The organism is Pseudorhodoferax sp. Leaf274, assembly GCF_001422445.1.
Classification (GTDB): domain Bacteria; phylum Pseudomonadota; class Gammaproteobacteria; order Burkholderiales; family Burkholderiaceae_C; genus Pseudorhodoferax.
Genome location: NZ_LMNA01000001.1, coordinates 209,348 through 233,219, shown reverse-complemented (window position 1 = coordinate 233,219; position 23,872 = coordinate 209,348). Strand labels below are relative to the sequence as shown.

The 23,872-nt window shown below is 66.9% G+C and carries 28 protein-coding genes; 18 read left to right on the top strand and 10 right to left on the bottom strand.

Annotated features, from left to right (window positions below; genetic code table 11):
* Nucleotides 1-4 precede the first annotated feature (4 nt).
* The gene (locus tag ASF44_RS01045; RefSeq protein ID WP_369820897.1) at nucleotides 5-1,195 is read right to left on the bottom strand and encodes an MFS transporter; all 1,191 of its coding nucleotides are present in this window, start codon (nucleotides 1,193-1,195) and stop codon (nucleotides 5-7) included.
* 104 nt (nucleotides 1,196-1,299) lie between these two features.
* On the opposite strand from ASF44_RS01045, the gene ASF44_RS01040 reads away from it, so the two are divergent.
* On the top strand, nucleotides 1,300-2,268 hold the full coding sequence (locus tag ASF44_RS01040) for a LysR family transcriptional regulator (protein WP_056897324.1): 969 nt from the start codon (nucleotides 1,300-1,302) through the stop codon (nucleotides 2,266-2,268).
* Here the strand turns inward: ASF44_RS01040 and ASF44_RS01035 are convergent.
* A complete protein-coding gene (locus ASF44_RS01035) occupies nucleotides 2,259-3,269 on the bottom strand; it encodes an integron integrase (RefSeq protein ID WP_056897323.1) in 1,011 nt (336 codons plus the stop codon). The genes ASF44_RS01040 and ASF44_RS01035 overlap by 10 nt on opposite strands.
* 240 nt (nucleotides 3,270-3,509) lie before the next feature.
* Here ASF44_RS01035 and ASF44_RS31455 point away from each other — a divergent pair, with 240 nt between their 5' ends.
* From ASF44_RS31455 to ASF44_RS31445, 4 genes are all read left to right on the top strand, one after another.
* Nucleotides 3,510-3,776 (top strand): hypothetical protein, encoded by a 267-nt coding sequence (locus ASF44_RS31455; protein ID WP_156374311.1) that lies wholly within the window; start codon nucleotides 3,510-3,512, stop codon nucleotides 3,774-3,776.
* A gap of 771 nt (nucleotides 3,777-4,547) precedes the next feature.
* Nucleotides 4,548-4,787 (top strand): hypothetical protein, encoded by a 240-nt coding sequence (locus tag ASF44_RS01030; RefSeq protein ID WP_056897322.1) that lies wholly within the window; start codon nucleotides 4,548-4,550, stop codon nucleotides 4,785-4,787.
* 61 nt (nucleotides 4,788-4,848) lie between these two features.
* Nucleotides 4,849-5,262 (top strand): hypothetical protein, encoded by a 414-nt coding sequence (locus ASF44_RS31450; RefSeq protein WP_156374310.1) that lies wholly within the window; start codon nucleotides 4,849-4,851, stop codon nucleotides 5,260-5,262.
* Nucleotides 5,263-5,744: 482 nt separating this feature from the next.
* Complete coding sequence (locus ASF44_RS31445) at nucleotides 5,745-6,215, top strand: hypothetical protein (protein WP_156374309.1); 471 nt, start codon at nucleotides 5,745-5,747, stop codon at nucleotides 6,213-6,215.
* A gap of 278 nt (nucleotides 6,216-6,493) precedes the next feature.
* On the opposite strand, the gene ASF44_RS01025 is transcribed toward ASF44_RS31445, so the two are convergent.
* Nucleotides 6,494-7,453: an IS5 family transposase gene (locus tag ASF44_RS01025; protein WP_056897321.1), complete on the bottom strand. Its 960-nt coding sequence runs from the start codon at nucleotides 7,451-7,453 to the stop codon at nucleotides 6,494-6,496.
* Between the two features lie 173 nt (nucleotides 7,454-7,626).
* Here ASF44_RS01025 and ASF44_RS31440 point away from each other — a divergent pair, with 173 nt between their 5' ends.
* The 11 genes from ASF44_RS31440 to ASF44_RS00990 all read left to right on the top strand — a co-directional run bounded on the left by ASF44_RS31440 (nucleotide 7,627) and on the right by ASF44_RS00990 (nucleotide 14,383).
* Complete coding sequence (locus ASF44_RS31440) at nucleotides 7,627-8,256, top strand: hypothetical protein (RefSeq protein WP_156374308.1); 630 nt, start codon at nucleotides 7,627-7,629, stop codon at nucleotides 8,254-8,256.
* Between the two features lie 138 nt (nucleotides 8,257-8,394).
* A complete protein-coding gene (locus ASF44_RS31435; RefSeq protein WP_156374307.1) occupies nucleotides 8,395-9,015 on the top strand; it encodes a GIY-YIG nuclease family protein in 621 nt (206 codons plus the stop codon).
* A gap of 112 nt (nucleotides 9,016-9,127) precedes the next feature.
* Complete coding sequence (locus ASF44_RS32300) at nucleotides 9,128-9,499, top strand: hypothetical protein (protein WP_162243769.1); 372 nt, start codon at nucleotides 9,128-9,130, stop codon at nucleotides 9,497-9,499.
* A gap of 71 nt (nucleotides 9,500-9,570) precedes the next feature.
* A complete protein-coding gene (locus ASF44_RS30770) occupies nucleotides 9,571-10,026 on the top strand; it encodes a DUF4262 domain-containing protein (protein ID WP_082524443.1) in 456 nt (151 codons plus the stop codon).
* A 71-nt stretch (nucleotides 10,027-10,097) separates the two neighbouring features.
* On the top strand, nucleotides 10,098-10,409 hold the full coding sequence (locus ASF44_RS30765; RefSeq protein WP_082524442.1) for a YrhB domain-containing protein: 312 nt from the start codon (nucleotides 10,098-10,100) through the stop codon (nucleotides 10,407-10,409).
* A 168-nt stretch (nucleotides 10,410-10,577) separates the two neighbouring features.
* The gene (locus ASF44_RS01015; protein ID WP_056897319.1) at nucleotides 10,578-11,084 is read left to right on the top strand and encodes a GNAT family N-acetyltransferase; all 507 of its coding nucleotides are present in this window, start codon (nucleotides 10,578-10,580) and stop codon (nucleotides 11,082-11,084) included.
* Between the two features lie 41 nt (nucleotides 11,085-11,125).
* Nucleotides 11,126-11,788: a hypothetical protein gene (locus ASF44_RS01010; protein ID WP_056897318.1), complete on the top strand. Its 663-nt coding sequence runs from the start codon at nucleotides 11,126-11,128 to the stop codon at nucleotides 11,786-11,788.
* Nucleotides 11,789-11,860: 72 nt separating this feature from the next.
* Nucleotides 11,861-12,253, top strand: coding sequence for a VOC family protein (locus tag ASF44_RS01005; protein WP_056897317.1), 393 nt, complete (start codon nucleotides 11,861-11,863; stop codon nucleotides 12,251-12,253).
* 17 nt (nucleotides 12,254-12,270) lie between these two features.
* On the top strand, nucleotides 12,271-12,546 hold the full coding sequence (locus ASF44_RS01000; RefSeq protein WP_056897316.1) for a DUF2164 domain-containing protein: 276 nt from the start codon (nucleotides 12,271-12,273) through the stop codon (nucleotides 12,544-12,546).
* Nucleotides 12,547-12,592: 46 nt separating this feature from the next.
* On the top strand, nucleotides 12,593-13,003 hold the full coding sequence (locus ASF44_RS00995) for a VOC family protein (RefSeq protein WP_056897315.1): 411 nt from the start codon (nucleotides 12,593-12,595) through the stop codon (nucleotides 13,001-13,003).
* Between the two features lie 48 nt (nucleotides 13,004-13,051).
* The gene (locus tag ASF44_RS00990) at nucleotides 13,052-14,383 is read left to right on the top strand and encodes a sulfatase (RefSeq protein ID WP_056897314.1); all 1,332 of its coding nucleotides are present in this window, start codon (nucleotides 13,052-13,054) and stop codon (nucleotides 14,381-14,383) included.
* A 13-nt stretch (nucleotides 14,384-14,396) separates the two neighbouring features.
* Here ASF44_RS00990 and ASF44_RS00985 read toward each other — a convergent pair whose 3' ends face one another.
* The 5 genes from ASF44_RS00985 to ASF44_RS00965 are packed head-to-tail and all read right to left on the bottom strand — an operon-like array spanning nucleotide 14,397 to nucleotide 18,470.
* A complete protein-coding gene (locus ASF44_RS00985) occupies nucleotides 14,397-14,780 on the bottom strand; it encodes a nuclear transport factor 2 family protein (protein WP_056897313.1) in 384 nt (127 codons plus the stop codon).
* The gene (locus ASF44_RS00980; RefSeq protein ID WP_056897312.1) at nucleotides 14,777-15,625 is read right to left on the bottom strand and encodes a fumarylacetoacetate hydrolase family protein; all 849 of its coding nucleotides are present in this window, start codon (nucleotides 15,623-15,625) and stop codon (nucleotides 14,777-14,779) included. Before ASF44_RS00980 ends, ASF44_RS00985 begins: the two co-directional genes overlap by 4 nt.
* 33 nt (nucleotides 15,626-15,658) lie before the next feature.
* Nucleotides 15,659-16,411: an IclR family transcriptional regulator gene (locus ASF44_RS00975; protein WP_235579089.1), complete on the bottom strand. Its 753-nt coding sequence runs from the start codon at nucleotides 16,409-16,411 to the stop codon at nucleotides 15,659-15,661.
* A 21-nt stretch (nucleotides 16,412-16,432) separates the two neighbouring features.
* The gene (locus tag ASF44_RS00970) at nucleotides 16,433-17,926 is read right to left on the bottom strand and encodes a bifunctional 3-(3-hydroxy-phenyl)propionate/3-hydroxycinnamic acid hydroxylase (RefSeq protein WP_056897311.1); all 1,494 of its coding nucleotides are present in this window, start codon (nucleotides 17,924-17,926) and stop codon (nucleotides 16,433-16,435) included.
* Complete coding sequence (locus ASF44_RS00965) at nucleotides 17,919-18,470, bottom strand: VOC family protein (protein ID WP_056897310.1); 552 nt, start codon at nucleotides 18,468-18,470, stop codon at nucleotides 17,919-17,921. Before ASF44_RS00965 ends, ASF44_RS00970 begins: the two co-directional genes overlap by 8 nt.
* 145 nt (nucleotides 18,471-18,615) lie before the next feature.
* Here ASF44_RS00965 and ASF44_RS00960 point away from each other — a divergent pair, with 145 nt between their 5' ends.
* Entirely contained in the window at nucleotides 18,616-19,611 is a 996-nt protein-coding gene (locus ASF44_RS00960; RefSeq protein ID WP_056897309.1) for a tripartite tricarboxylate transporter substrate binding protein, read from the top strand.
* Between the two features lie 34 nt (nucleotides 19,612-19,645).
* Here the strand turns inward: ASF44_RS00960 and ASF44_RS00955 are convergent, their stop codons facing one another.
* Nucleotides 19,646-21,661: a 4-oxalomesaconate tautomerase gene (locus tag ASF44_RS00955; RefSeq protein WP_056897308.1), complete on the bottom strand. Its 2,016-nt coding sequence runs from the start codon at nucleotides 21,659-21,661 to the stop codon at nucleotides 19,646-19,648.
* Nucleotides 21,662-21,800: 139 nt separating this feature from the next.
* Nucleotides 21,801-22,772 carry a tripartite tricarboxylate transporter substrate binding protein gene (locus ASF44_RS00950; RefSeq protein WP_056897307.1) on the bottom strand — a complete coding sequence of 324 codons (972 nt, stop codon included), beginning with the start codon at nucleotides 22,770-22,772 and terminating at the stop codon, nucleotides 21,801-21,803.
* A 140-nt stretch (nucleotides 22,773-22,912) separates the two neighbouring features.
* Here ASF44_RS00950 and ASF44_RS00945 point away from each other — a divergent pair, with 140 nt between their 5' ends.
* Nucleotides 22,913-23,845 carry a LysR family transcriptional regulator gene (locus ASF44_RS00945; protein ID WP_056897306.1) on the top strand — a complete coding sequence of 311 codons (933 nt, stop codon included), beginning with the start codon at nucleotides 22,913-22,915 and terminating at the stop codon, nucleotides 23,843-23,845.
* Nucleotides 23,846-23,872: the final 27 nt, after the last annotated feature.

Genomic DNA, 23,872 nt, shown 5'->3' with positions numbered 1-23,872 from the left:
CGGCCTACCGCCGCAGCCACCAGGCCAGCCCTGACGCGGCGGCTGCCAATGCCATCACGGCGGCCCAGCCGGCCTGCGCCAGCAGGATGGCGGCCAGGGCCGATCCCGCGGCCATGCCGACGAACATGCCCGTGAGCAACACCGCGTTGAGCCGGCTGCGTGCGTTGGCATCGATGCCGTAGACGATGCTCTGGTGCGCCACCAGCGTGGCCTGCACGCCCAGGTCGAACGCCACGGCGCCCAGGGCCAGCAGCACCAGCTGCACGGGCACCGGCAGGGCGGAGCCCAGGCCCATGGCCACGAAACTCAAGGCCGCCAGGCCCGCGCCCAGCCGCGCCACGCGGCCCGGGCCGCTGCGGTCGGCCAGCTTGCCTGCCAGCGGCGCGGCCAGTGCGCCCGCGGCGCCGGCCAGGCCGAAGGCGCCCGCCACGCTGGCGCCGATGTGGAAGGGCGCGGCCTGCAGCATGACGGCCAGCGTCGACCAGAACGCGCTGAAGCCCACCGACAGCAGCGCCTGCGCGGCCGTGGCGCGGCGCAGCCCGGGGTGCTCTCGCCACAGCTGCGCCAGCGAGGCCAGCAGCGCGCCATAGCCCAGCTGCGTGGTGGCGGCAAAGCGCGGCAGCATGCGCCAGGCGGCCAGTCCCACGGCCGCCACGCCGACGGCGGCGCCCGCGTAGACCACGCGCCAGTTCCAGTGCTCGGCCACGAAGCCGCTGACCACGCGCGAGAGCAGGATGCCCAGCAGCAGCCCCGTCATGACCGTGCCCACGGCCTTGCCGCGCTCGGCCGCCGGCGCCAGCGTGGCAGCGGCCGGCACGATGTCCTGTGCCAGCGTGGCGGCCAGGCCGATCGCCAGGCTGGTGGCCAGCAGCAGGTGCAGCGAGGGCGCGGCGGCCGTGGCCAGCAGCATGGCCGCCAGCACCGCGGCCTTGACGAGGATGATGGCGCGCCGGTCGAACCGGTCGCCCAGCGGCGCCAGCAGCGCGATGCCCGCCGCATAGCCCAGCTGCGTGAGCGTGGGCACCGCGCCGGCCGCACCCGGCGTGGCGTGCAGGTCGGCCGCCATGCGGCCCAGCATGGGCTGGCTGTAGTACAGCGCGGCCACGCCCATGCCGGCGCCGGTGGCCAGCAGGCCCAGCAGGTGCGGCGGGAGGGCGGCCGGCTGGGCAGCGGGTGCGTTGGCGTTCATATTCATCGCTTGCATGATGCATTCTTTCCAGACTCGATGCCGGAGAGTGTCGTGGCGTCGTCCCACTCTTGGAAGGGCCGCCACCTGCACAATTGCTATACGCTTGGCGCATGAATGACGCGACCACACCCCCCGCGGCGGGCGACCGGCTGCTGCTCATGGAGACCTTCGTGCGCATCGTCGAGGCGGGCAGCCTGTCGGCCGCGGCGGCGCAGCTCCAGGCCACCCAGCCCACGGTGAGCCGGCGGCTGCAACTGCTCGAACGCTCGCTGGGCGTGCGGCTGCTGCAGCGCTCCACGCATGCGATGCGGCTCACGGTGGATGGCGAGCGCTGCTTCGCCCGCGCCAAGGAGCTGCTCGCCAACTGGGCCGCGTTCGAGGCCGACCTGCGCGGCGCGCAGCAGGAGCCAGAGGGCACGTTGCGCGTGGCCATGCCGCATGCGTTCGGCCAGGAGCGCTTCGTCGCCCCGCTGGCCGGTTTCCTGCGCGCGCATCCGCGCGTGTCGGTGGAATGGCTGCTGCGCGACGACGTGCGCGACTTCATCGCCGCCGGCATCGACTGCGCCGTGCAGGTCGGCGAGCCGGCCGACCCCTCGGTGGTGGCCGTGCGCCTGTCGGAGGTGCCGCGCATCGTGGTCGGCGCGCCGCAGCTGCTGGACGGCACAGCGCCACCGCAGGACGCACAGGACCTGGCCACACTGCCCTGGCTGGCGCTGCAGACCTTCTACCGCCACGAGATCGCGCTGCGCCACCGCGGCAGCGGCCGGCTGGCACGCATCGCGCTGCAGCCGCGCGTGAGCACCGACAGCCTCTACGCGCTGCGCAGCGCCGCACTGCAAGGCCTGGGCGTGTGCGCCGGCTCGGCCTGGCTGCTGGAGGAGGACATCGCCCAGGGCCGGCTGCTGCACCTGGCGCCGCAGTGGGAGGCCGCGCCGTTGCCCGTGTACATCGTCTATCCGCAGGCGCGCTACTACCCGTCGCGGCTGCTGCGCTTCGTGGCGGCAATGCGCAAGGCGGTGCCGGGGTTGACGGGGGCGCAGGAGGGCCCGGGCGCGGACGGCGGGGGCAGTCAGGCGTGAGCCGCGGCCAGCCGGTCGAGCGGGCTGCGCACCGCCATGCCGCCCATGCGCATCACGTGCGTGTAGACCATCGTGGTGGCCACGTCGGCGTGGCCCAGCAGCTCCTGCACGGTGCGGATGTCGCTGCCGGCCTGCAGCAGGTGGGTGGCAAAGCAGTGGCGCAACGTGTGCGGCGTGGCCGGTTTGGCGATGGCGGCTTGCTGCACGGCGCGCTTGAAGGCGCGCTGGAAGGTCTCTGCGTAGAGATGGTGGCGCCGGATGGCGCCGCTGCGCGGGTCGGTCGACAGCTTGTCTTGTGGAAACACCCAGAACCACGTCCAACTGCTGCCGGCACGCGGGTACTTGCGCTCCAGCGCATGGGGTAGTTCGACACCGGCCTGGCCGGCCGCCACGTCGGCGCTCCAGACCAGGCGGCTGCGGGCCAACTGCGCGCGCAGGTCGGCCACCAGGCTGTCGGGCAGCATGACGATGCGGTCCTTGCCGCCCTTGCCTTCGCGCACGAACACCGCGCGCTGCGAAAAATCGAGATCCTTCACGCGCAGGCGCAGGCCGTCGTGGATGCGCAGGCCGGTGCCGTACAGCAGCCTCGCCATCAGCGCGTGCTCGCCGGTCATGCGGCCCAGCACTGCCGACACCTCGTCTGCCGAAAGCACCACTGGCAGCCGCCGCTTGGGCACCGGCCGGCCGATCTCTGCCATCCATGGCAGTTGCACCTGCAGCACCTTGCCGTAAAGGAACAGCAAGGCCGAGAGCGCCTGCCGGTGCGTGGAGGGCGCCACATCCCGCTCGGCAGCCAGATGCGTGAGGAATGCCTCGACCTCTTCCTTGCCCATGTCGGACGGGTGCCGCAAGCCATGGAACCGGATGAATGCGCGGCACCAATGGACATAGGCCCGCTCGGTCTGCAAGCTGTAGTGCATGAGGCGGATGCGTTCGCGAAGGCGGTGGAGCAGCCGTGGTGCATGCAGCGGCGGCAAAGCGGCAGCGTTGTTTGTATGCATATCACGCTGACGGAATGCAATGGCAGAAGGCGACATGCGCGGCTCCTCGTGTCAACATCCAGCGACCGTCAAGCAAGTTTGTAACAGCCGCGAGGTTTGGCGGCCAATTTATCACTGGATGAAGATCCAGTAAACTGGGTGAAAAGTGATGAAAATCAATGCATCCCGCGACCGGATCGCACGGCAAGAGTTGTGATACCTCGCGTTTTTGTGCGTGATACAACAAGTTAAGCATCACAAATGAAGCCTCTGGACCTCTCGAACATTCCGGCGACTCTTCATTCGCTGGTGCCGCTAGCGGAGCGATTCGGGATCGCCGATTTCGATGGACGCAGGCTGGCTCGTCAACAGGCTCAAGAAGCCGAAATTGATCAGCTTTGCACGGCAATTCGGAAGTTTGACGATGAGTTGGATATCTGGCTGGCTGGAGCGGATTCATATGGCCCAACATTTTCCGATGAGTACATTGCTTTTAGTGCAATGCGCATGCTGGCAGACGGCGCATGATGCTTAACAGGTCAGTCGAGCGGACCGCCTGCGGCGTCCGTTCACCTTGGCGTTATACGGCTACTGCATGAGTCCCGCGGAATATCCTGTTGTCGGCGTCTTCACGAACGACACATCGCGCCAGATGAGTCTTTACCTTGAGATGATCCCGGAGGAGGTAGTTCTTTCGCCAGGGCATTCGGTCGAGCTAGTTGCGAGACCCACTGTTGACCTGCTTCCACTGACTATCGAAGAGGTTGAGGGCGGTTTGCAAATTCACGCTTGTCGTGAGTTCGATCCCGATTGGCATGTCCGATTCAGGGGGCGCTTGATCAAGGCGCAGGCGCCTACCGTTTTGGGAGACCTTGAGTGATGAGAATGCACGCGGTGAGTTGGGCGCCGCATAACATTTCGCTCCAGCGGACGGCTTCGCCGCCCGCTGAGCTTCGACGTTAAGGCTTGGCGTGGAAGAGAGCATCGGCTGGCTACTCGCAGGCCTTCTTGAATTGCTGGTTGTGGGGACGGGCAAGGTCGTCGTCGCAGTCGCCAGTTTCGGCCGGTGGCGCGGAGAAAAGATAATTAGCAACGAGGGGCGTATTTACAGTGGCGCTGGTTCGTTGTGGTTTCGACGAGAAGGCCGCGTCGTGGTGACTTCTAATGGGTTGTTGTTCGTAGGGATAATTTTCTATGCTGTGCTTGTCGTGTCAGTTGCAATCTATTGGGTGGCAGAGCCTTAACCTTTCTTTCCATCGGACCGCCTTCGGCGTCCGCTGAAATCAGACGTTAACCATCATGCTCATCGAAGGACGCGAGTACAGAGTGGTGATTGCGACGGATGCAGGTCGGGACGCGATGCAGTGGGAGTGCTACCTTGTTGACGGCAACGATGAAAAGCTGGTCTTCGAGATTGTTCGGTTTGATGGGAGGAAGGAGTGGTCATTTCTTCAACACGTTGAGGCCGTTCCACTGGCAGTGGTCGAGTACGCTGTCCAGCACGCTCGGGCGGACCTCGGTCCATTCTTCAATGGTTAACAGGTCTTTCCATCGGACCGCCTTCGGCGTCCGCTGAAATTCGGCGTTAGCAGGACACCCAATGAAGCGGGTTATCATCATACTTATCTTGTTGGGATGGATTGCGACTGCACAAGCTCAGCTTGTTCCAGAGCCAGAGATCGCGGCCAAGCTGCTTCGCTGCTCCGTTCTCTATCTTGCCATCTCAGATATCCGAGGTGAGCAAAATAAGAAAGGAAGAGATTCCATGCCATTCCTGTCTCAGGGCATGACTTACCGTGGAATGGCGTTGGCGCTCACGAATTCGGAATTCGTATCTTCCGAACTCGAAATTATCGGGAAAGATATAGGAAACCGCTCCGCCGCAGATGCTGTCGCGTTACTCAATGATGCTCAGCCCGAGTGCGTGGAACTACCGCGCGCCCATGCGCAGAAAATCACTGAAGCATTTGGGCGCATGAAGGCTAAAGAGCAAGCTGGAGCTAACACTAAATGAAGCGCAGTCTACCTGCTAACAATTCGCTGCAGCGGACGGCTTCGCCGCCCGCTGAGCTAAATCGTTAAGCATCAAGCGCCATGATCTCTTCTAGCGTGGTCCGAGGTGCCTTAATTGGCATTCTGGCGGTTGTGGTGATTCCTCTACTGGCAATTGCGGTGTACGTTTTTGTGGCGGGAAAGAGCGTAGCGGCTGTTATTTTGTGGATCCTATTTGGCATTGCTTGGTGCGCATACTTAGCTGGAAGCGTCGCCTCCGCTGATAGGCTTTGGCCGCTTGTGACTCCGTCCAGTATGTTTTCACTAGGCGGTTCACGTGGAGTTCTGTATAAGGTTGCTGCAATTTGCGGCTATCTTCAAATTCTGTTCCTGTTCTGTGCGGTTTTCGCGAAAGGCACCTAAGCATGTTGCGGCAAAAGATGCTTAACAACTCGCTCCATCGGACCACCTTCGGCGTCCGCTGAGCTCAAACGTTATACCGCCATGCCGAAGTTGGACGACGCATCATGGCATTCGGGGGCTGATAATTTTCCCGAGGACTTGCCTGAGGAAAGCGCAGCGACTCACATTGGATTCTTTGTCGCTTGGGCAATAAAGAATGGTCTGTGGGGAAGGTTGCCAGGCACTGACTGGTCAGATGCCGTGCAACAAGTGCGCAACGAAGTTACCAGTGGCAGAAATTTTATTCTCCAAGAATACGGTGGTAAGTTTCTGTCAGAAATGCTCAAGACCGGGGGGGAATCTTCGCTCAGAAATATTATCCCCGGGCATATTTCAAGGACTACCAAAAGACACTTGCCGCTGGTCTTCAGTCCGAATACTTGGTTGCAGACACTTGGGAGAACTTCAGGAAAATGGCGGACGTTGTCGATCTGCGCTACACGAATTGGAAGGACAAGCCAAGGTGGAAGTTTTGGTCGTCGGTCTAAGGAAGCTCTGCGCAATACGCTTTGAGATGTGCTGATGCAGCCCCACCCAGCCAATTCGCCGCTTCGGCCCCTTGCACGGCGGCTTTTCGGCTCCTTCGNCCGAACGCGCGGCGCCGACGCCGCAGGCCAGGGAGCACGCACGCCAGGCCGCCCTGGACCGGGTCTAAGGAAGCTCTGCGCAATACGCTTTGAGATGTGCTGATGCAGCCCCACCCAGCCAATTCGCCGCTTCGGCCCCTTGCACGGCGGCTTTTCGGCTCCTTCGGGCCTGCTTTCCGGCAGTTTGGCCCTTTGCAGGCGCACTCATGCCTGCGCACCCATCAAAGTGCGCCGAACCATCCACAGGTTGGACAGCGCGAACAGCGTGTGCAGCTGCGCGGTGTTCTTCGCCAGCCCGCGGTAGCGCACCTTGACGTGGCCGAACTGGCGCTTGATCACCCGGAACGGGTGCTCGACCTTGGCCCGGATGCTGGCCTTGATGCGTTCGAGCTGGTCGGTCAACTCGTCGACCAAGTCGGTCTTGTCCAGCAGCTTGCGCTTGCCCGGGCGCATGGCGATGTTCCAGCGCACGCCTTCCTTGGCATCCGGTCGCTTGCCAGCTCCCTGGTAGCCGGCGTCGCCCCAGGCTTGGGTTTCCTCGCCATGCAGCAGCGTGTTGGCCTCGACCACGTCGCCCACGCTGCCGGCGGTTCCCCGCACCGTGTGCACCAGGCCCGAGTCGGCGTCCACGCCAATGTGGGCCTTCATGCCAAAGAACCATTGCTGACCCTTTTGGCTCTGCTTCATCTCAGGGTCGCGCTCGCCCGTGGCGTTCTTGGTCGAACTGGGCGCGGCGATCAGTGTGGCGTCCACCACAGTGCCGGCTCGCAGCAGCAGACCTTTGGCACCCAGCAGTTCATTGACCAGCGTCAGGATCTGCGGGGCCAGCTTGTGTTCTTCCAGCAGCCGACGAAAGCGCAGGATCGTCGTCTCGTCGGGCAGCGGCGTGTTCCAGTTCAAGCCAGCGAATTCGCGGAACAGCGGCACGTCGTGCAATGCCTCTTCAATCGCCGGATCGCTCAACATGAACCACTGTTGCATGAAGTGGATGCGCACCATCGTCTCCACGGCAAAGGGCGGGCGACCGCGTCTGCCTTCCGGCGCGTACGGGGTGATCAAGGCAACGAGCGCTGCCCACGGCACCACACGCTCCATCTCCGCCAGGAACTCACGCTTGCGCGTGCGCTTGGTCGTCAGGTTCAGGCCCAGGTCGGCTTGTTTCATGGCTCAGATTTTCTTAGCGCACCGGGCTCACCAAACACGCCGGCAGCGGATTTGTGCAGACCTTCCCTAACAATCCGCTTCAGCGGACCGCCTGCAGCGTCTGCGGAGCTATATCGTTAGACGGCATGGCCTAGTACCCGCCCGCTAAAGAGAGATAGATAAGGAGGATGAGCATGAACAATCGAAGACAGGTCTTGGCAGCGCTTGCGACGCTGGCGTCCGCGGGGGTCTGGGCACATGAGGTTTCGCAGCCGTCACTCACGCCCGAACAGCTTCTGGAGGCGATGAAGACGCAACTGCCGCCGTCACCGGAGGGCTTCGCCTGGCAGATTTACAAAAACGCAGTGTTCCCGAAGCCGGCAGGATGGACAGAGCGCGAATTGGCCGCGCCGCCGTCGCGGGTCACAATGTCGACTTATGCGACTAGCCCCGAAGTGTTCAGCCAGGCCAAGCCGTTCGAAACAGGATTCACGGTGCAGATCATCACGGGGTCCAAGCGCACGCTGAACTTCGAGGCGCGCAGGATGGCGCTCGCGTACGTCAAGCCGTTCCTCGACTCGCACCGTAAGGACGAGATCTTGCTCCTGGAGCAGAAGCCTGGTGGCGACTTCGAGCAGACCTTCTTCCGTTACCGCGACGCGCCGCCTGGGCTCAAGCCCATCATCGTGCACAAGTTCATCCTTGCGCATGACAAGGCCGATACCGTGCACATCTTCACGTTCGAAAGTCCGGCTGACACATGGGATGCGAACTGGAGCAAGTTCGGCACGCAAATTCTGAGTCGGGTGAACGTCGTCCCGTAGGCGGCGGCGAGTTGAAGCGAGAGAACAGACGATGTCGCGCTTCAAGGTGCCGGTGGGGAGAATGCCGTCTAACTGGTTGCTCCAGCAGACGGCTCCGCCGCCCGCTGAGCTAGATCGTTAGGCCACAAGGAGAACCACTTGCCCGTCTCATTGAGCGAAGCCATTCGAACCGTACTAAGCGGATCTACGCAGCCCCTTTCGCCGGGGCAGATTCGAGACCAAATCAAAACCCTGTTTCCCCATCTCTACCAAACCGAAGCGCACCGAGTTGGTATCGAGAAGGGAAATTACCAGAGCTTTGACCACGCGCTCCTGAACCCCATCTACGCACTCGTCACCCGAAGCTCCGATTTTCTAGTCGATCGAACCGTCAAGCCCATGCTCATCTCACTTGCAAGTGAGGAGGCGGCCGACGAAGCTCCTGAGGAAAACTACGAATCCGAACAAGGCTTGGTTTACGTCCTTGGCACCGGGCTCTTCACTAGCTCAGGCATGAAGATTGTCAAGATTGGGCACACTACACAACCGCTGTTATCACGCATCGCCCAGCTGTACACAACAGGAACGCCTTTCCAGTTCGAGGAACTCCATACATGGCGAACTCGAAACTACACGGAACTAGAACAGGCGATGCACCGCCTTTTTGCTCCGTTTAGGATCAACCGCGCACGCGAGTTCTTCACCGAAGAAGTTCTTCTGCACGTCACCGCCGTTGCAGCGATTCACGCATCCATACAGAGCGCGCGCGTTGTGGCCTAACCCTTCCATCGAGAGGACGCCCAAAAGCATGACCCGGCAAGGCTCTCGCGTCTATTTTCCGCCTTGCCGGGCCATGCTTTCGGTCGCCTCTCATGTCAAACGTTAGATTGCCATGAACACGCCCGCGACGCCACTTCAAGATCTCGCATTGCAAGTTGAGCAACTTCGGGAAATGCTCTTACGATCAGGCAACTTGGCATGGGCTGAGCAGCTTGACGCCGATCTAGCGAAACTCCGGGCTGGGGATCGCATGGGATGCGCAAGTTTCCTGAGTCATTTTGGTGGAATGGGCTCTCTAAATGATCTTCAGGTCGGCGATTCGACTACAGACGCGTGCTTTCAAGCGCAGTCAAGTTCGGCTCGTGCGCTCGCAAAGCTCAACTACCCCTCATTCGTTCAGCAATTGGGTCGCCCAACGCGTGGAATATTCATCGGCGGACTAACAGTTTCCATTGCCATTTTCGCATTGGCGCTTATGTTGTGAAATTTCCATCCAACTGGTCATTGCAGCGGACGCCTTCGGCGTTCGCTGAATTTCAACGTTAAAGGGCACCAATGCAGCGCGACGGTGATCAACGGACGAAAGATGACATTGCGAAGTACGGCTGCAGTGTCATGCACGTGTTTGACCCTGAAGGTGACCTTCCGCCATTTGCGTACTCCATTGGGATTCAGCGAGAGACTGGAGCGCCTGAGGTTGTTGTAGTTGGCCTCAAACGACCGATGGCGCACTCTGTCATCAATGAGTACAACAGCCGAGTTCGTGACGGCGAAATATTCGAAGTCGGGAAGTACTACAGCGGTTTTCTCGAAGGATTTGATATTTGTATCGGTGCAGTACCCTTGTCGGTCTATGACGACTACTTGGGTCAGGACATTGATTTCTATGGCGGTCGAGATTTTCAAGCCGTGCAAGTCATTTATCCCACTACCGAAGGGGTGTGGCCTTGGACTAACGACGCGCCGGAGTCATTCTTGCAGTGGCAGCCTGTACTGGCCAAGAAGGGCTAGCGCTATTCCCTTTAACACTACGGCCCATCGGACCGCCTGCGGCGGCCGCTGGCCTTCACGTTAGGCCTTAAATGAACTTCGGCACCGCGCGGGAACTCGCAGCATCCTGGGTCAGTCTGGCCACCGATGGAACGGCTGCGATCTATCGTGAGAAGACTATCGCGCTTCCGTACGGCTGGGTGTTTTTCTACAACTCGAAGGAATTCTTGGCCGATCCCCGCAAGCTTGAGGCTTCCCTGGTGGGCAATGTGCCAATTTTGGTTGATCGAATCAATGGCGAGCTTCGCGTCCTGGGGCTGCGATATACCGACCGTCTCAAGGAGTTGGAGCGGGAGCTTCCTCCGGCTAGCCTTCAGATGAAGCCGGAGCTTCCAAGATGGTGAACCGCCACGGGGGGGCGGTTCAGTTTCCAGTTCAGACGGACATCAACTCGAATGACGCGGGTTTGGGCGATGCGAGACAGTCTTGTGCAACTTAGTCGCTTCCACCCGCAAAAGGCCTGAGATCGCAGCCGCTCCACGTTGTTGCCCCCACCCGCCCCAACGCGCTGCATGCACTTTGAAATCCAACCCGCAACCCTGCAGCATGCATCCGCCATCTGCGATGTGCTGCGAGCGTCGATCACGTTCTGCTGCACGGCCGACCACCGCGACGATCCCGAGACCGTGGCGCGTTGGCTGGCCAACAAGACGGTGGCCCAGGTGGAGAAGTGGATCGCGGCCTCCGACTCGGTAGCGGTCGTGGCATCGCGCGCGCACGACGTGCTTGGCGTGGCCTTGGTCTCCGGCAATACGCTGGCACTGTGCTATGTGGTCCCGCGCGCGCTGCACCAGGGCGTGGGCAAGGCGCTGTTGCGGGCGGCGCAAGCCGGGGCGTCCGCGCGCGGCGTCGAGGTCTTGCAGCTGGACAGCACGCGAACGGCATTGCCGTTTTACAGCCGCAACGGTTTCTCGGCCTGCGGTCCACTCCAGCGTTGGGCAGGCCTGGAATGCCAGCCCATGCGCAAGAGCTTGGTGGCCGACGTTTCGCCCCCGGATACCGTTGGCGACGCCCGTTGAGCCGCAACTCTCGCCGACACACCCCAAACCAGCCCCACGCCATGCGTCCGCACATCGCCTTCCTGCACACGTCTGCGGTCCACGTCGAGACCTTCGGGCAACTCGTCAAGGCGGCCGACGCCACGCTGCGCGTCGAACATGTCGTCGCCGAGGACCTGCTGGCCCAGGCGCAGCGCGTTGGAGCAGACGATCCGGCGCTCGTCGCGCGCGTCCAGCTTGCGATGGCCCACGCGGCGTCCAGCGGGGCGGCGCTCGTCGTGTGCACGTGCTCGACCATCGGCGGCGCTGCCGAGCGAACGCCCACGGGCGCCGGCTTTGCGGTGGCCCGGATCGACCGGGCCATGGCAGACCGTGCCGTCGCGCGCGGGCCACGGGTCTTGCTGGTCGCTGCCCTCGAAAGCACCTTGGCGCCCACCGCGGCGCTCATTCGCGAGTCGGCCACTGCCTTGGGGGTGCAGGTCGCACTCGAGACGCTGCTCGTTGACGGGGCCTGGCCGCACTTCCTGCAGGGCGACCGCACGGCGTATGCCGAGACGGTGGCCGCAGCCGTCCGTGCGGCCGCTCCAGGAGCGGACGTGGTGGTCCTGGCCCAGGCGTCCATGGCACCGGCGGTGCAATGGCTGGGCGACCTGGGCATGGAGGTTCTTTCGAGTCCGGCGCTCGGCGTGCAGAGCGCCCTGGCCTGCCTGCGGCGTGCGCGCTGAGACCGGGGTCGAGCGCGTTGTTGGCGCTGGCCGCCTTACCATCGCCGGCTCCCACGACTACCGCACCCCACCATGCTGAACCACGTGATGCTCGGATCCAATGACATCGAGCGCTCCAAGCGCTTCTACGACGCCGTCCTCGGCGTGCTCGGTGCCGGTGAACCCGTCCGCAACGTCGCCGCCTCGGGCCATGTCCGGCTGTTCTACCGCCACGACGGCAGCACCTTCTGCCTGAGCCAGCCCATCGACGGCGAGCAGGCCACCTGTTCCAACGGCGGCACCATCGGCTTCAAGTGCGCTTCGCCCGAACAGGTGAAGCAGTTCCACGACGTGGCGGTGGCGCACGGCGGCCGTTCCATCGAAGATCCGCCGGGCCTGCGCTCCGGCGGCATGGGCGCCATGCACCTGGCCTACGTGCGCGATCCGGACGGCCACAAGCTCTGCGCCATCCACCGGGTCAAGTAGCCGCCGCGCCGCCTGCCATGGCCATCGAGCTGCCCAAGGATGTCCGCACGGAGGCCATCGCCTCCATCGAGCGTTACTTCCGCGAGAACACGGACGAGCCCATCGGCAACATCGCCGCGGGCGGCCTGCTCGGCTTCTTCCTCGAAGAGATCGGCCCGGCCATCTACAACCAGGCGGTGGCCGATGTGCAAGAGCGGCTGCAGGCCCGGGTGGCCGAGGTCGATCTCGAGGTGCACGAAGACCCCTTCACCTACTGGCGCAAGTTCGACCGCCAGGCCAAACCGCGCAAGTGAGCACCGCCGCGCGCGACCTGGCGCGGCCTGAACGAGGGCACCCCCCATGCAGCTGCTGCTGAACATCGACGTCGACGACCTGGCCCGCGCCACCGGTTTCTACTGCGCTGCCTTCGGCCTGCGCACGGGCCGGCGCTTCGGCACGGACGGCGTGGAACTGCTGGGCGCCGCCGTGCCGCTCTACCTGCTGGCCAAGCCGGCCGGCAGCCCGGCCTTTCCGGGCGCCACGCAGGTGCGCGACTACACGCGGCACTGGACACCGGTCCATGTCGACATCGTGGTGGACGATGTCGATGCCGCGGTGGCGCGCGCCGTGGCGGCCGGTGCCACGCTGGAGCAGCCGGCCCGCACGGCCAACTGGGGCCGCATCGCGCTGCTGGCCGATCCCTTCGGCAACGGTTTTTGCCTGCTGCAGTTCCTCGGCCGCGGCTACGACGAGATCGCCACGCCGGCCTGACGGCCATGGGCTGCCGGGGCCAAGCGGCCTTGGCGTAGAGTCCCGCGCATGCCAGATGCACGCCCCAACCTGATCTTCATCCTCGCCGACGACCTGGGCTATGCCGACCTGGGCTGCACCGGCGCGCGCGACGCCGCCAACCAGCCCGTCGACGTGTCGCCGCGGCTCGACCGCATGGCCGCTGAAGGCCTGCGCTTCACGCGCGGCTATGCCAACTCGGCCGTGTGCTCGCCCACGCGCTTCGCGCTGGCCAGCGGCCGCTACCAGTACCGCCTGCGCGGCGCGGCCGAGGAGCCGCTGGCCGCGGCCCACGGCGACAAGGTGCTGGGCCTGCCGCCCGCGCACCCCACGCTGCCCTCGTTGCTGCGCGATGCGGGCTATGCCACCGCGCTCGTCGGCAAGTGGCACCTGGGCTACCCGCCGCACCTCGGCCCGCGCCTGTCGGGCTACGGGGAGTTCTGGGGCTTCCATGCCGGCGGAGCCGACTACTTCTCGCACCTGGACCCGCGCGGCAACCACGACCTGTGGGAGAACGAGACCGAGATCCACCGCGATGGTTACCTCACCGACCTGCTCAGCGCGCGCGCGGCCGGGTTCATCGAACGCCAGGAAGCGGCCAAGCCCTTCCTGCTGAGCCTGCACTACAGCGCGCCGCATTGGCCCTGGCTCACGCGCGAGGACGCGGCCGAGTCCGCGCGCATCGGCGCCGGCCTCAAGCACCTGGACGGCGGCAGCCTGGCCACCTACCAGAAGATGGTCACGCAGATGGACGAGGGCATCGGCCAGGTGCTGGACGCATTGGCGCGGCGCGGCCTGGCCGACAACACGCTGGTGGTGTTCACGAGCGACAACGGCGGCGAGCGCTTCTCCAACAACTGGCCGTTCGTGGGCGGCAAGATGGACCTGCTCGAAGGCGGCCTGCGCGTGCCGCTGCTGGCGCGCTGGCCCGCGCGCATCGCGGCCGGCGGCGTGAGCCAGCACCCCAACATGACGATGGACTGGACGGCCACCTTCCTGGATGCCGCCGGCGTGGCGGCGCACCCGGACTACCCGCTGGACGGGCGCAGCCTGCTGCCGCATTTCGCCGACCCGGCCGCGCCGGCGCCTGCGCGCGACCTGTTCTGGCGCATGAAGCACCGCGGCCAGCGTGCGCTCTTGCGCGGCGACTGGAAATACCTGCGCCAGGACGGCACGGACTTCCTGTTCGACGTGGTGGCCGACCCGCGCGAGCGGGCCAACCAGGCGGCGCGCCAGCCCGAGCGGCTGGCCGCGCTGCGCGCGGCCTGGGAGGCGCTGAACGCCGGCATGCCACCCATCCCGGACGAGGCCCGCGTGTCGCTGGTGTTCGGCCCCAGGGATCTGCCGCAGTCCACCTTCTGAACGGCGCCGGCCTTCAGCGCGACGCCAGTGGCGTGCCCTGGAAAGCGGCCAGCTGCCACGCCCCTGCGCGCCGCAGCCACACCGCGAGGTAGCGGGCCGCGATGCTGCGTGCCACGCCGTCGCGCAGCACCTCTGCGTGCATCTCGCCGGCAACGGTGCCGGCGTCTGCCATGCACTGCACCGCCAGCTGCGTGAAGGCCAGCTGCCGGTAGACGATCTGCCCGCCGGCCAGCTTGGCCAGCAGGCTGTCGCGGCCATCGATGGCGCCGGTGGAATGCGTGTAGCGCAGATCCGGCGCCAGCAGCGCCTGCAACGCGCCGGTGTCCCCGGCCAGCAGCGCGGCGCGGCGCCGCTCCTCCAGCGCGAGCAGGGGCGCGGCCAGGGCCTCGCCGTTCATTCGTCGCGGATGCCGTTGCGCAGCACGCCGATGGCGTCCACCTCGATCTCCACCGTGTCGCCGGGCCGCATGAACACCGGTGGCGTGCGCTTGTTGCCCACGCCGCCCGGCGTGCCGGTGACGATCACGTCGCCCGGCTCCAGCGGGATGAAGGACGAGATGTAGGCGATCTGGCGCGGGATGCTGTGGATCATCATGTCGGTGGTGGCGCGCTGCATCTCCTGGCCGTTCAGGCGCGTCACCAGCGTCATCTGCCGGTCGGGCGCGATCTCGTCGGCCGTCACCAGCCAGGGGCCGAAGCCGCCGGTGCGCCAGAAGTTCTTGCCGGGCGCCCATTGCGAGGTGTGCACCTGCCAGTCGCGCACGCTGCCGTCGTTGTAGCAGCTGTAGCCGGCGATGTGCGTCCACGCATCGGCCTCGGCGATGTGGCGGCCGCCCTGGCCGATCACGATGGCGATCTCGCCCTCGTAGTCCAGCCGCTCGGACACGCGCGGGCGCACGATGTCCTCGCCGTGGCCCAGCTGCGAATCGGCCACGCGCAGGAAGACCACGGGCTTCTCGGTCACCTGCCTGCCGGTCTCGCGCACGTGCTCGCCGTAGTTCAGGCCGATGCAGAAGATCTTGCCGGGATTGGGCACCACGGGCAGCAGGCGCACCTCGCCCAGCGGCAGCGTGGCCTTGGCGTTCTGCACGGCGGTGCGGGCCTCGTCCACCAGGCCGGCGGCGATCAGCGCCTTGAGATCGGGCGCGCGCGCGCCGAACACGGCGCGCAGGTCGACCACGCGCTCGCCGACGACGGCGCCGTAGCTGTCCTGGCCATTGCAGTGGTAGCTGATGAGTTTCACGGGGTTTCCTTATGGAGGGAGGGGAGGGAGGGTTCAGCCCAACCGACCTCCGATGCGCGTGGCGGCGTCGGTGACCAGTCGGACCAGCTTGTCAAGGTCGACGATCGCCAGGCGCGAGGTGTCGAACACCAGCGAGATGGCGGCCCAGGCACCGCCATCGGGTTTGGGGACGGGCGCGGCCACCGCCACGAGTTGCGGCTCCAGCTCGCCGCGCGAGACATAGTGGCCGGCCTTGCGGATGGCCGCGAAGTAGCGCCGGAAGCTGCTCCAGTCCGCCGGCAGGCCCGCGCGCACGATCTCGTCGTGCTGCGACGCGAACACCTTCTTGAGCGCCACCGGCCCGAAGCACGACAGCAGCACCTTGGGTGCCGCGCCCAGGAACAGCGGCCGGGGCCGGCCGCGCCCGTAGGCCAGCGCGGCGGGCGCGCCGCCCATCTCGCGGTGCGTGTCCAGCACCTGGGTGCCGAACAGCCCGGTCACCACGCAGTCGAAGCCGGTGGCGGCCACCAGTTCGCGCAGCACCGGCAGGCCCAGCTTGAGCACGGGGTCGGCGCCGCGGATGTAGTGGTCCAGCAGGATGATGCGCGGCCCCAGCGCGTACTGCGAGTCCTCCACGCGCTGCAGCAGCCCGGCCTGCAGCAGCAGGCGGACATAGCGGTAGCTGGTGGGCAGCGACACATCGAGCAGGGTAGCGATGTCTTCCGCCGTGCGCGTGAGGTGGGTGTCGTCGAACAGGTCGAGCACGCCCAGCATGCGCTCCAGGCTGGACGAAGAGGATTCCGGCAAGGCAATTTCCCGTTGAGTGGTTCATGGCGCGACGGGAAGGTATTGCGAGATGCGGTCCAGCTCGGCGCCCGTGCGCGCGACGCCGACGATATACCGGTCGGGGCGCAGCACCACGGCCTGGGCACCGTGGGCGTCCAGCCAGGCGTCGATGGCGGGCTCGGGCTGGTCGATGACGATGGCGCCGCTGCGGCGCCAGCGCTCGGCCGTGGCCGGGGCGGCGGCCTGCAGCGCCGCGCTGCGGCCGATCACGGCGCTGCGCCGGCCCAGCAATTCGTCGAGCAGGCGGCCGTCGCGCAGGCGCGGTTGCGGAAAGGGGCGGCCTGCCACGGCGGGCGCCGTGGGGTCGAACGCGCCCGGGCCCAGCAGTTGCGGCGGCAGCTCGAAGATCTCGGGCCCGCCAGCACGAAAGCGCGCGTCGCGTGCGGCGGCCTCGGCCGGGTCGGTGGTCTGGATGATGCCGCCCAGGCGCACGGCCAGTTCGATCAACGCGCGCACGTGTGGCTTGCGTTCGGATTCGTAGGTGTCCAGCAGTGCCTCGGGCGCGCGGCCGGCCAGCACCGCGTCCAGCTTCCAGGCCAGGTTGGCCGCATCGCGGATGCCGGCGCACATGCCCTGGCCCAGGAAGGGCGGGGTCTGGTGGCAGGCGTCGCCCGCCAACAGCAGCCGGCCTGCACGCCAGCCCTCGGCGATCACCGAGTGGAAGGTGTAGATGGCGGCGCGCTCCAGCTGCGCCTGCCCGGGCGTGACCCAGGGTGCCACCAGGCGCCACAGCGTCTCGGGCTGCACCAGCGCGTCACGGTCGTCCCCGGGCAGCACCATGATCTCCCAGCGCCGGCGCGCGCCCACCACGTTGCAGTAGGTCATGGGGCGGCGCGGGTCGCAGTGCTGCACGGTGTGGCCGGGCAGGTCCACGGGCTGCTGCAGGATGACGTCGAACACCAGCCAGGGCTGGCACAGGCCCAGGTCGACCAGCGGGCTGCGCATGTGCTGGCGCACGGGCGAGCGCGCGCCGTCGCAGCCGACCACGTAGCGCGCCTGCAGGGTTGCACTGGCGCCGGCGCTGCGCACCTGCAGCGCCACCCGGTCGGCGTGCGGCGCGATGCCGGTGAGTTCATGGCCCAGGCGCACGTCCACCTGCGGATGGCGCGCCAGTCCCGCGCGCAGCACGGCCTCCAGCTCGGGCTGGTGGAAGTAGTAGTTGTTGGCGCCGCCGTGCGGCCCCAGCGCGGCCGTGCCGCCGCGCACCAGCAGGGTCTGCCCGGCTTCGTTGACGAAGTGCATGCCCTGGGTGCCCGGCCGCGCGATGGCCAGCACCTGCTCGCGCAGTCCGACGGACTGCAGCACGCGCAGCACCTCGCCGTCGAAGTGGATGGCCCGCGGCAGCGGGAAGACGCCGGTCTCCTTCTCCAGCACCAGCACCGAGCGGCCGGCCGCGCCCAGCAGGTTGGCCAGCACGGCGCCGGTCGGCCCCAGGCCCACGATGGCCACGTCGTAGAGCGGCGCCTGTTCAGCCACGCTGGTCTTCCAGCATGCGGCGCGCCATTTCGGCCTGCCATTGGGCGCGCGGCATGAACTTGGGAAAGCGGCGCGCGATGGCCTCGGCCCGGGCCAGGATCTCGGCGTCGGGGCGGGCCAGGTCGATGGGCTCGCGCAGCGGCTGGTCGCAGTACCAGGGCGTGTCCATGAACAGCTCGAGCCGGTTGCCCTCGGGGTCGCGGCAGTAGACCGAGATGGCGTTGCCGTGCGTCACGGGGTGCATGTCGCTGGCGCCCTCGGCCAGCAGCCGGCCGTGGAAGCCGCGCAGCGCCGCCAGGTCGGGCACGCGGAAGGAAATCTGGTTGACCACGTTGAAGGCCATGTCTGCCGGCCGGCCCGTGGCCAGCACCAGCTGGTGGTGCTCGTGGGGGTCGCGGCTCAGGAACACCAGCTGCACGGTGCCCAGGTCGCCCGCGTCGGTCTGCGTGAAGCGCAGCGCCTGCTTGTAGAAGCGCGCCATGCGCGCGATGTCGGTCACGTACAGGCCGATGTGGCTGAACTGCAGCTGCGAAAGAGAACCCATCGAATTGTCTCCCGTTGAGAACTTGAAGAAGCCGTGGCAATCTATCTGAATAAATTATTCTTCAATTATCGTATTTTGACAATAAATGAATTTTTCGTATCATTTGCGGCGTGCAGACTGCACGCATTCGCAAAAGGAGACATCGATGGCTTTCTTCAACAGGCTGTTGCGCGTTGGGGCGGGGCTCGCGCTCGGCGCGCTCGCGGCGCTGCCGCTGGGTGCGGCGGCCCAGGCGGCCCATGCCGAGTACCCGGGCAAGCCGGTGCGCATCGTGGCGCCGTTCCCCGCCGGCAGCGGGCCGGACGCCAATGCCCGTGAACTGGCGGCCGGGCTCACCGCCGCACTGGGGCAGAGCTTCTTCGTCGAGAACCGGCCCGGGGCGTCGAACATCATCGGCACCGAGGTTGCGGCGCGGGCGCCGGCCGATGGCTACACGCTGTACATCGGCACCACCAGCTCGCTGTCGGTGGTGCCGCACCTGTACAGCCGGCTGCCGTTCAACGCCGAGCGCGACTTCGCGCCCATCAGCCTGCTGGGCGTGCTCAACACCGGCCTGGTGGCCACGCCCGGGTTGCCGGTCAAGGACGCGCGCGAACTCATCGCGCAGCTCAAGGCCCGGCCCGAATCGGTGGCCGCCGCCACGCAGGGGCCGGGCAGCTACTCGCATCTGTCGGCCGTGTGGTTCAACAACGCGGCCGGGGTGCGCAGCAACCTCGTGCCCTACAACAGCAACAGCCCCTACACCGACCTGCTGGCGGGCCAGGTGCAGCTGATGTTCGACGGCCTGCCCGCGGCGGCCGGCAACATCCGCGCGGGCAAGCTCAAGCTGCTGGGCATCACCGGCAAGGAGCGCCATCCGAGCTTTCCGGACGTGCCGACCTTCGCCGAGCAGGGCCTGCCCGACTACGCGCCTATCGCCTGGCAGGGCGTGCTGGCGCCGGCCGGCACGCCGCCGGCCATCCTGGCCCAGCTCAGCGCGGCGATGGCCAAGGTCTGCCAGTCGCCCGAGCTGCAGAAGAAGTGGCGCGACTACGGCGGCGAGCTGCGCTGCAACACGCCGGCCGAGTTCGCGGCCTTCATCCAGGCCGACCGCGCGATGTGGGGGCAGGTGGTGCGCGCCGCCGGCGTCAAGCTGGACTGAGCGCGGTGGGCCCTGCCAGGCGCGGCTCCTGCCGCTACTCGAGGACGGCCGACCGCTGCTCCGGCCGTGCCAGCCCGCTGCGGTCCACCACGGCGCGCCAGCGCGCCAGTTCGGCCTGGACCCGCTCGCCCAGCATCGCAGGCGTGCCGGCCTCCACGCGTGCACCGTGCTGCTCGAACAACCGCACGACGTCCGGATCGGCCAACACCTGGTTCAACGCCGCGTTGAGCGCCAGCACCCGTGCCGGCGGCGTGCGCGCCGGCGCGAACAGCCCATACCACTGCGTCACGTCCACGCCGGCCACGCCGGCCTCGGCCAGCGTCGGTACACCGGGCAGCGCCGGCAGCCGCTGGGCGCCGGCCACCGCGAGGGCCCGCAGGCGCCCGCTGTGCACGAAGGGCGAGGCGGTGAACAGGCTGGGGAACATCAGCTGCGCGCGGCCGCTGGCCGTGTCGGCGATCGCCGGGGCCGCGCCTTCGTAGGTGCTGCCGCGCACCGTGGTGCCGGTCGCGAGCTGGAACAGGGCCGCCGCGAAGTGCGGTGGCGTGCCGTCGCCGGCCGAGGCGTAGCCGTAGCGGCCCGGCTCGGCGCGCAGCGCGGCCACGAGAGCGGACACGTCCGCCGCGGGCACGGCGGGGTGCACCACCATCAGCGTGGGCGATGAGCCGACCAGCCCCACCGGCGCGAAGTCGGCCACCGGGTCGTAGCCCAGCTTCTGCAGCGCCGGGTTCATGGCATGGGTGGCGACATAGCCGAACATCAGCGTCTGGCCATCGGGCTCGGCCGCCGCCACGTACTCGCTCGCCACGGCGCCGTTGGCGCCGGCGCGGTTGTCCACCAGCACCTCCTGGCCCAGCAAGGGCGCCAGCTTGGCGGCGATGATGCGGGCCATGGTGTCGTTGCCGCCGCCCGCGCTGGTCGGCACGATCAGCGTGAGCGGCTTGCGCGCGGCAGGCCGGTCGGATTCCCCGGGCCGCGAGAACACGTAGTCGGGCAGGTGCAGGTCGCCCTGCATGATCTTGCGCGCGGTGCGCACCAGCGCTGCGCGCTGCACGCTGACCCCGTCGCCCTCACCGCCCATCTCCACCTCGATGTCGATCTGCCCGGCAGGGTGCAGCACGCTCAACTGGTGGCAACCGGCCGCGCGCGCCACGCCGCTGGCCACCGTGCCCGGCAGCGCGAAGGCGCTGGCCACGCCGATGGCGCCCGTCACCGCATGCGAGGCATGGCAGCGCCGTGGCGTGAAGTAGCGCGAGGTGATGCTGTCCGGCGAGTCGCCTGCGCTGACCAGCACCGGCTTGGGCACGACGCTGTTCGACACATCGCCCAGGCCCATGCGCAGGCCGGCCTCCAGCCGCAGCGATTCGATGCGCTCCAGCAGGGCGGCATCGGCGTCCAGCGCTACCGGCTTCTCGCGGCCGCTGACGCCCAGGTCGGCCGCGCGCACGACCATGAGCGGCATGGCCGCGTCGATGCAGCTGACCTCCACGCCCTGGATGCGGTCGATGCGCTGGCCGGTCGGGAACACCTGGCCGGTCACCGCGCCCCAGGCGTCCAGGAAGTCCAGCAGGATGGGCGCCGCGGTGCCGGCCACGCCGTCGATGCGGGCATCGCCCTCGTAGGTCACGCGCCGGCCCGGGGTGCGAACGGTCACGTCGATGCGTGCGCCGGTGTTGACGTTGTGCACGCGCACCTTGGTGCTGCCGTCCTGCGCGGGCACCAGGCCCTGCTCGATGGCGAACGGCGCCACGCCCGAGAGCATGTTGCCGCAGTTGGGCCGCGTGTCCACCGAGCGGTGGCCCACGCCGACCTGGGCGAACAGGTAGTCCAGGTCGCAGCCCGGCACGCTTGAGCGGGAGACGATGGCCACCTTGCTGTTCAGCGTGCTGCCGCCGCCCACGCCGTCCAGCTGCAAGGGGTCGGACGCGCCGATCGCGCCGATCAGCGCCTGGTCGCGCGCCTCGTCGCCCGCGGGCAGCCATTCGCGCAGGAAGAAGGGGCCGCGCGAGGTGCCGGCGCGCATCAGGACGCAGGGGATGGTCTTGCTCATGACAGACCCACCCAGGACTGGCGCCGCGCGCTGCTCCGTGCCCGCGCGCTGTCGGCCGCCAGGGCGCACAGGGCGGTCAACGCCGCAGGTGCCGGCCGCGTGCCGCGCCGGGAGGTCGGGAGAACGTGTCGGCGCATCCTCAGTCCGCCTTCAGGCCGGTCGCCTGGACGACCTTCTTCCACTTGACCTGCTCGGCGGCCATGAAGCTGCGCATCTGCGGCACGGTCATGGTCTCCACCTCGGCGCCGTGCTCGACCAGCCGCTTGATCACGGTCTTGTCCGCCAGGATCTTGTTCAGCGCGGCATTGAGCTGCTCGACGATGGGCGCGGGCGTCTTGGCCGGCGCGAAGAAGGCGTACCACTGCGACACCTCCACGCCGTTGATGCCTTGCTCGGCCAGCGTCGGCACGTTGGGCAACAGTTCCGAGCGCTTGCTGCCGGCCACACCCATGGCCTTGAGCTGGCCGTTCTTCACGAAGGCCATGGCCGTGAAGAGGCTGGGGAACATCACCTGCGTCTGGCCCGCCACCGTGTCGTTCACCGCGGGCGCGGAGCCTTTGTACGGCACGTGCAGCAGGTCCACCCCGGTGGAGAGCTTGAACATCTCGGCCGCGAAGTGCGGCGCCGTGCCGTTGCCGGCCGAGGCGTAGGTTCCGGGCTCCCTGCCGGCCTTGAGCTGGGCGACGAGTTCCTTGGCACTGTTGGCCTTGACCTTGGGGCTGGCGACCATCAGCGTGGCCGAGGAGCCCACCATCGCCACGGGTTCGAAGTCTGCGACCGGGTCGTAGCGCAGCTTTTGCAGCGCCGGGTTCATCGCATGGGTGGCGATGTAGCCCAGCATCAGCGTGTAGCCGTCCGGCGCCGCGCGCTTGACGTACTCGCTGGCGATGGCACCGTTGGCGCCGGCCTTGTTCTCCACGATCACGCTTTGCTTGAGTGCCACGCCCAGGGCCTGGCCGATGGTACGGGCCATGGCGTCGTTGGCGCCGCCGGCCGCGGTGGGCACGACGATGGTGATGGGCTTGTCGGGCCAGGCGGCCGATGCGCTGGCGCAGGCGAGCAGCGCCGCTGCGGCGATGCTCCAGATCGCTCGGTTGGACTGCAACTTCATTTGTCTACTCCGGTGGATGGGTCGAGGATGTGCATGGGAACCGCCGCAATGGTCCGTCCGGGACGCCGCGTTGTGAATTGCATCTTTGCGAACGATTGATGCACACTCCCTATCACTGACACCAGCGCACCGCCCCCGCCATGGCCATCAACTTCAACCTCAACGACCTGCAGGCCTTCCGCACGGTGGCAGAGCTGTCGAACTTTCGCAAGGCGGCCGAGGCGCTGCACGTGTCGCAGCCGGCGTTCAGCCGGCGCATCGAGAAGCTGGAGGAGGCGCTGGGCGTCAAGCTGCTCGAACGCACCACGCGCAAGGTCAGCCTCACGGCCGTGGGCCGCGACTTCGACCGCAAGGTGCAGCAGCTGCTGGACGACCTGGACAACACGCTGCTGGGCATCCGCGGCGTGGCCGGCACGCGCATGGGCGAGGTGACCATCGCCTGCGTGCCGTCCACGGTCTACTACTACCTGTCGCAGGTGGTGTCGCGCTACCGCGAGCGCTACCCGAAGATCCGCGTCAAGGTGTTCGATGCGGGCGCGAACGATGTGCTGGCGGCGGTGGCGCGCAGCGAGGCCGACTTCGGGCTGAACTTCATCGGCAGCCAGGAGCCCGACATCGAGTTCACGCCGCTGCTGGAAGAGCGTTTCGTGGCCGCGTGCCGCCGGGACCACCCACTGGCGAAGAAGCGCAAGGTGGGCTGGGCCGAGCTGGGGCAGTTCGATTTCATCTCGGTCAGCAAGAGCTCGGGCAACCGTCTGCTGCTGGACCAGGCGCTGGCGGGGCTGCCGGGCCGGCCCGAGGCCATCTACGAGGCGCAGCACGTGACGACCATGCTGGGCCTGGTCGAGGCCGGGCTGGGCGTGGCGGCCGTGCCCTCGCTGGCCATGCCGGGGGCCGACCACCCGCTGCTGGTCAGCGTGCCGCTGGTGGACCCCGTCGTCACGCGCAAGGTGGGGCTGATCCGGCGCAAGGGCCGGTCGCTGTCGCCTGCCGCGCAGCAGATCTACGCGTTCTTCCTGGAGATGAAGGGCAAGCGGCGTGGGGCGGCGCGCACCGCCGCGGCGCCATCGTGAGCGTCGATGCTGGCGCGGTCGGCTGCT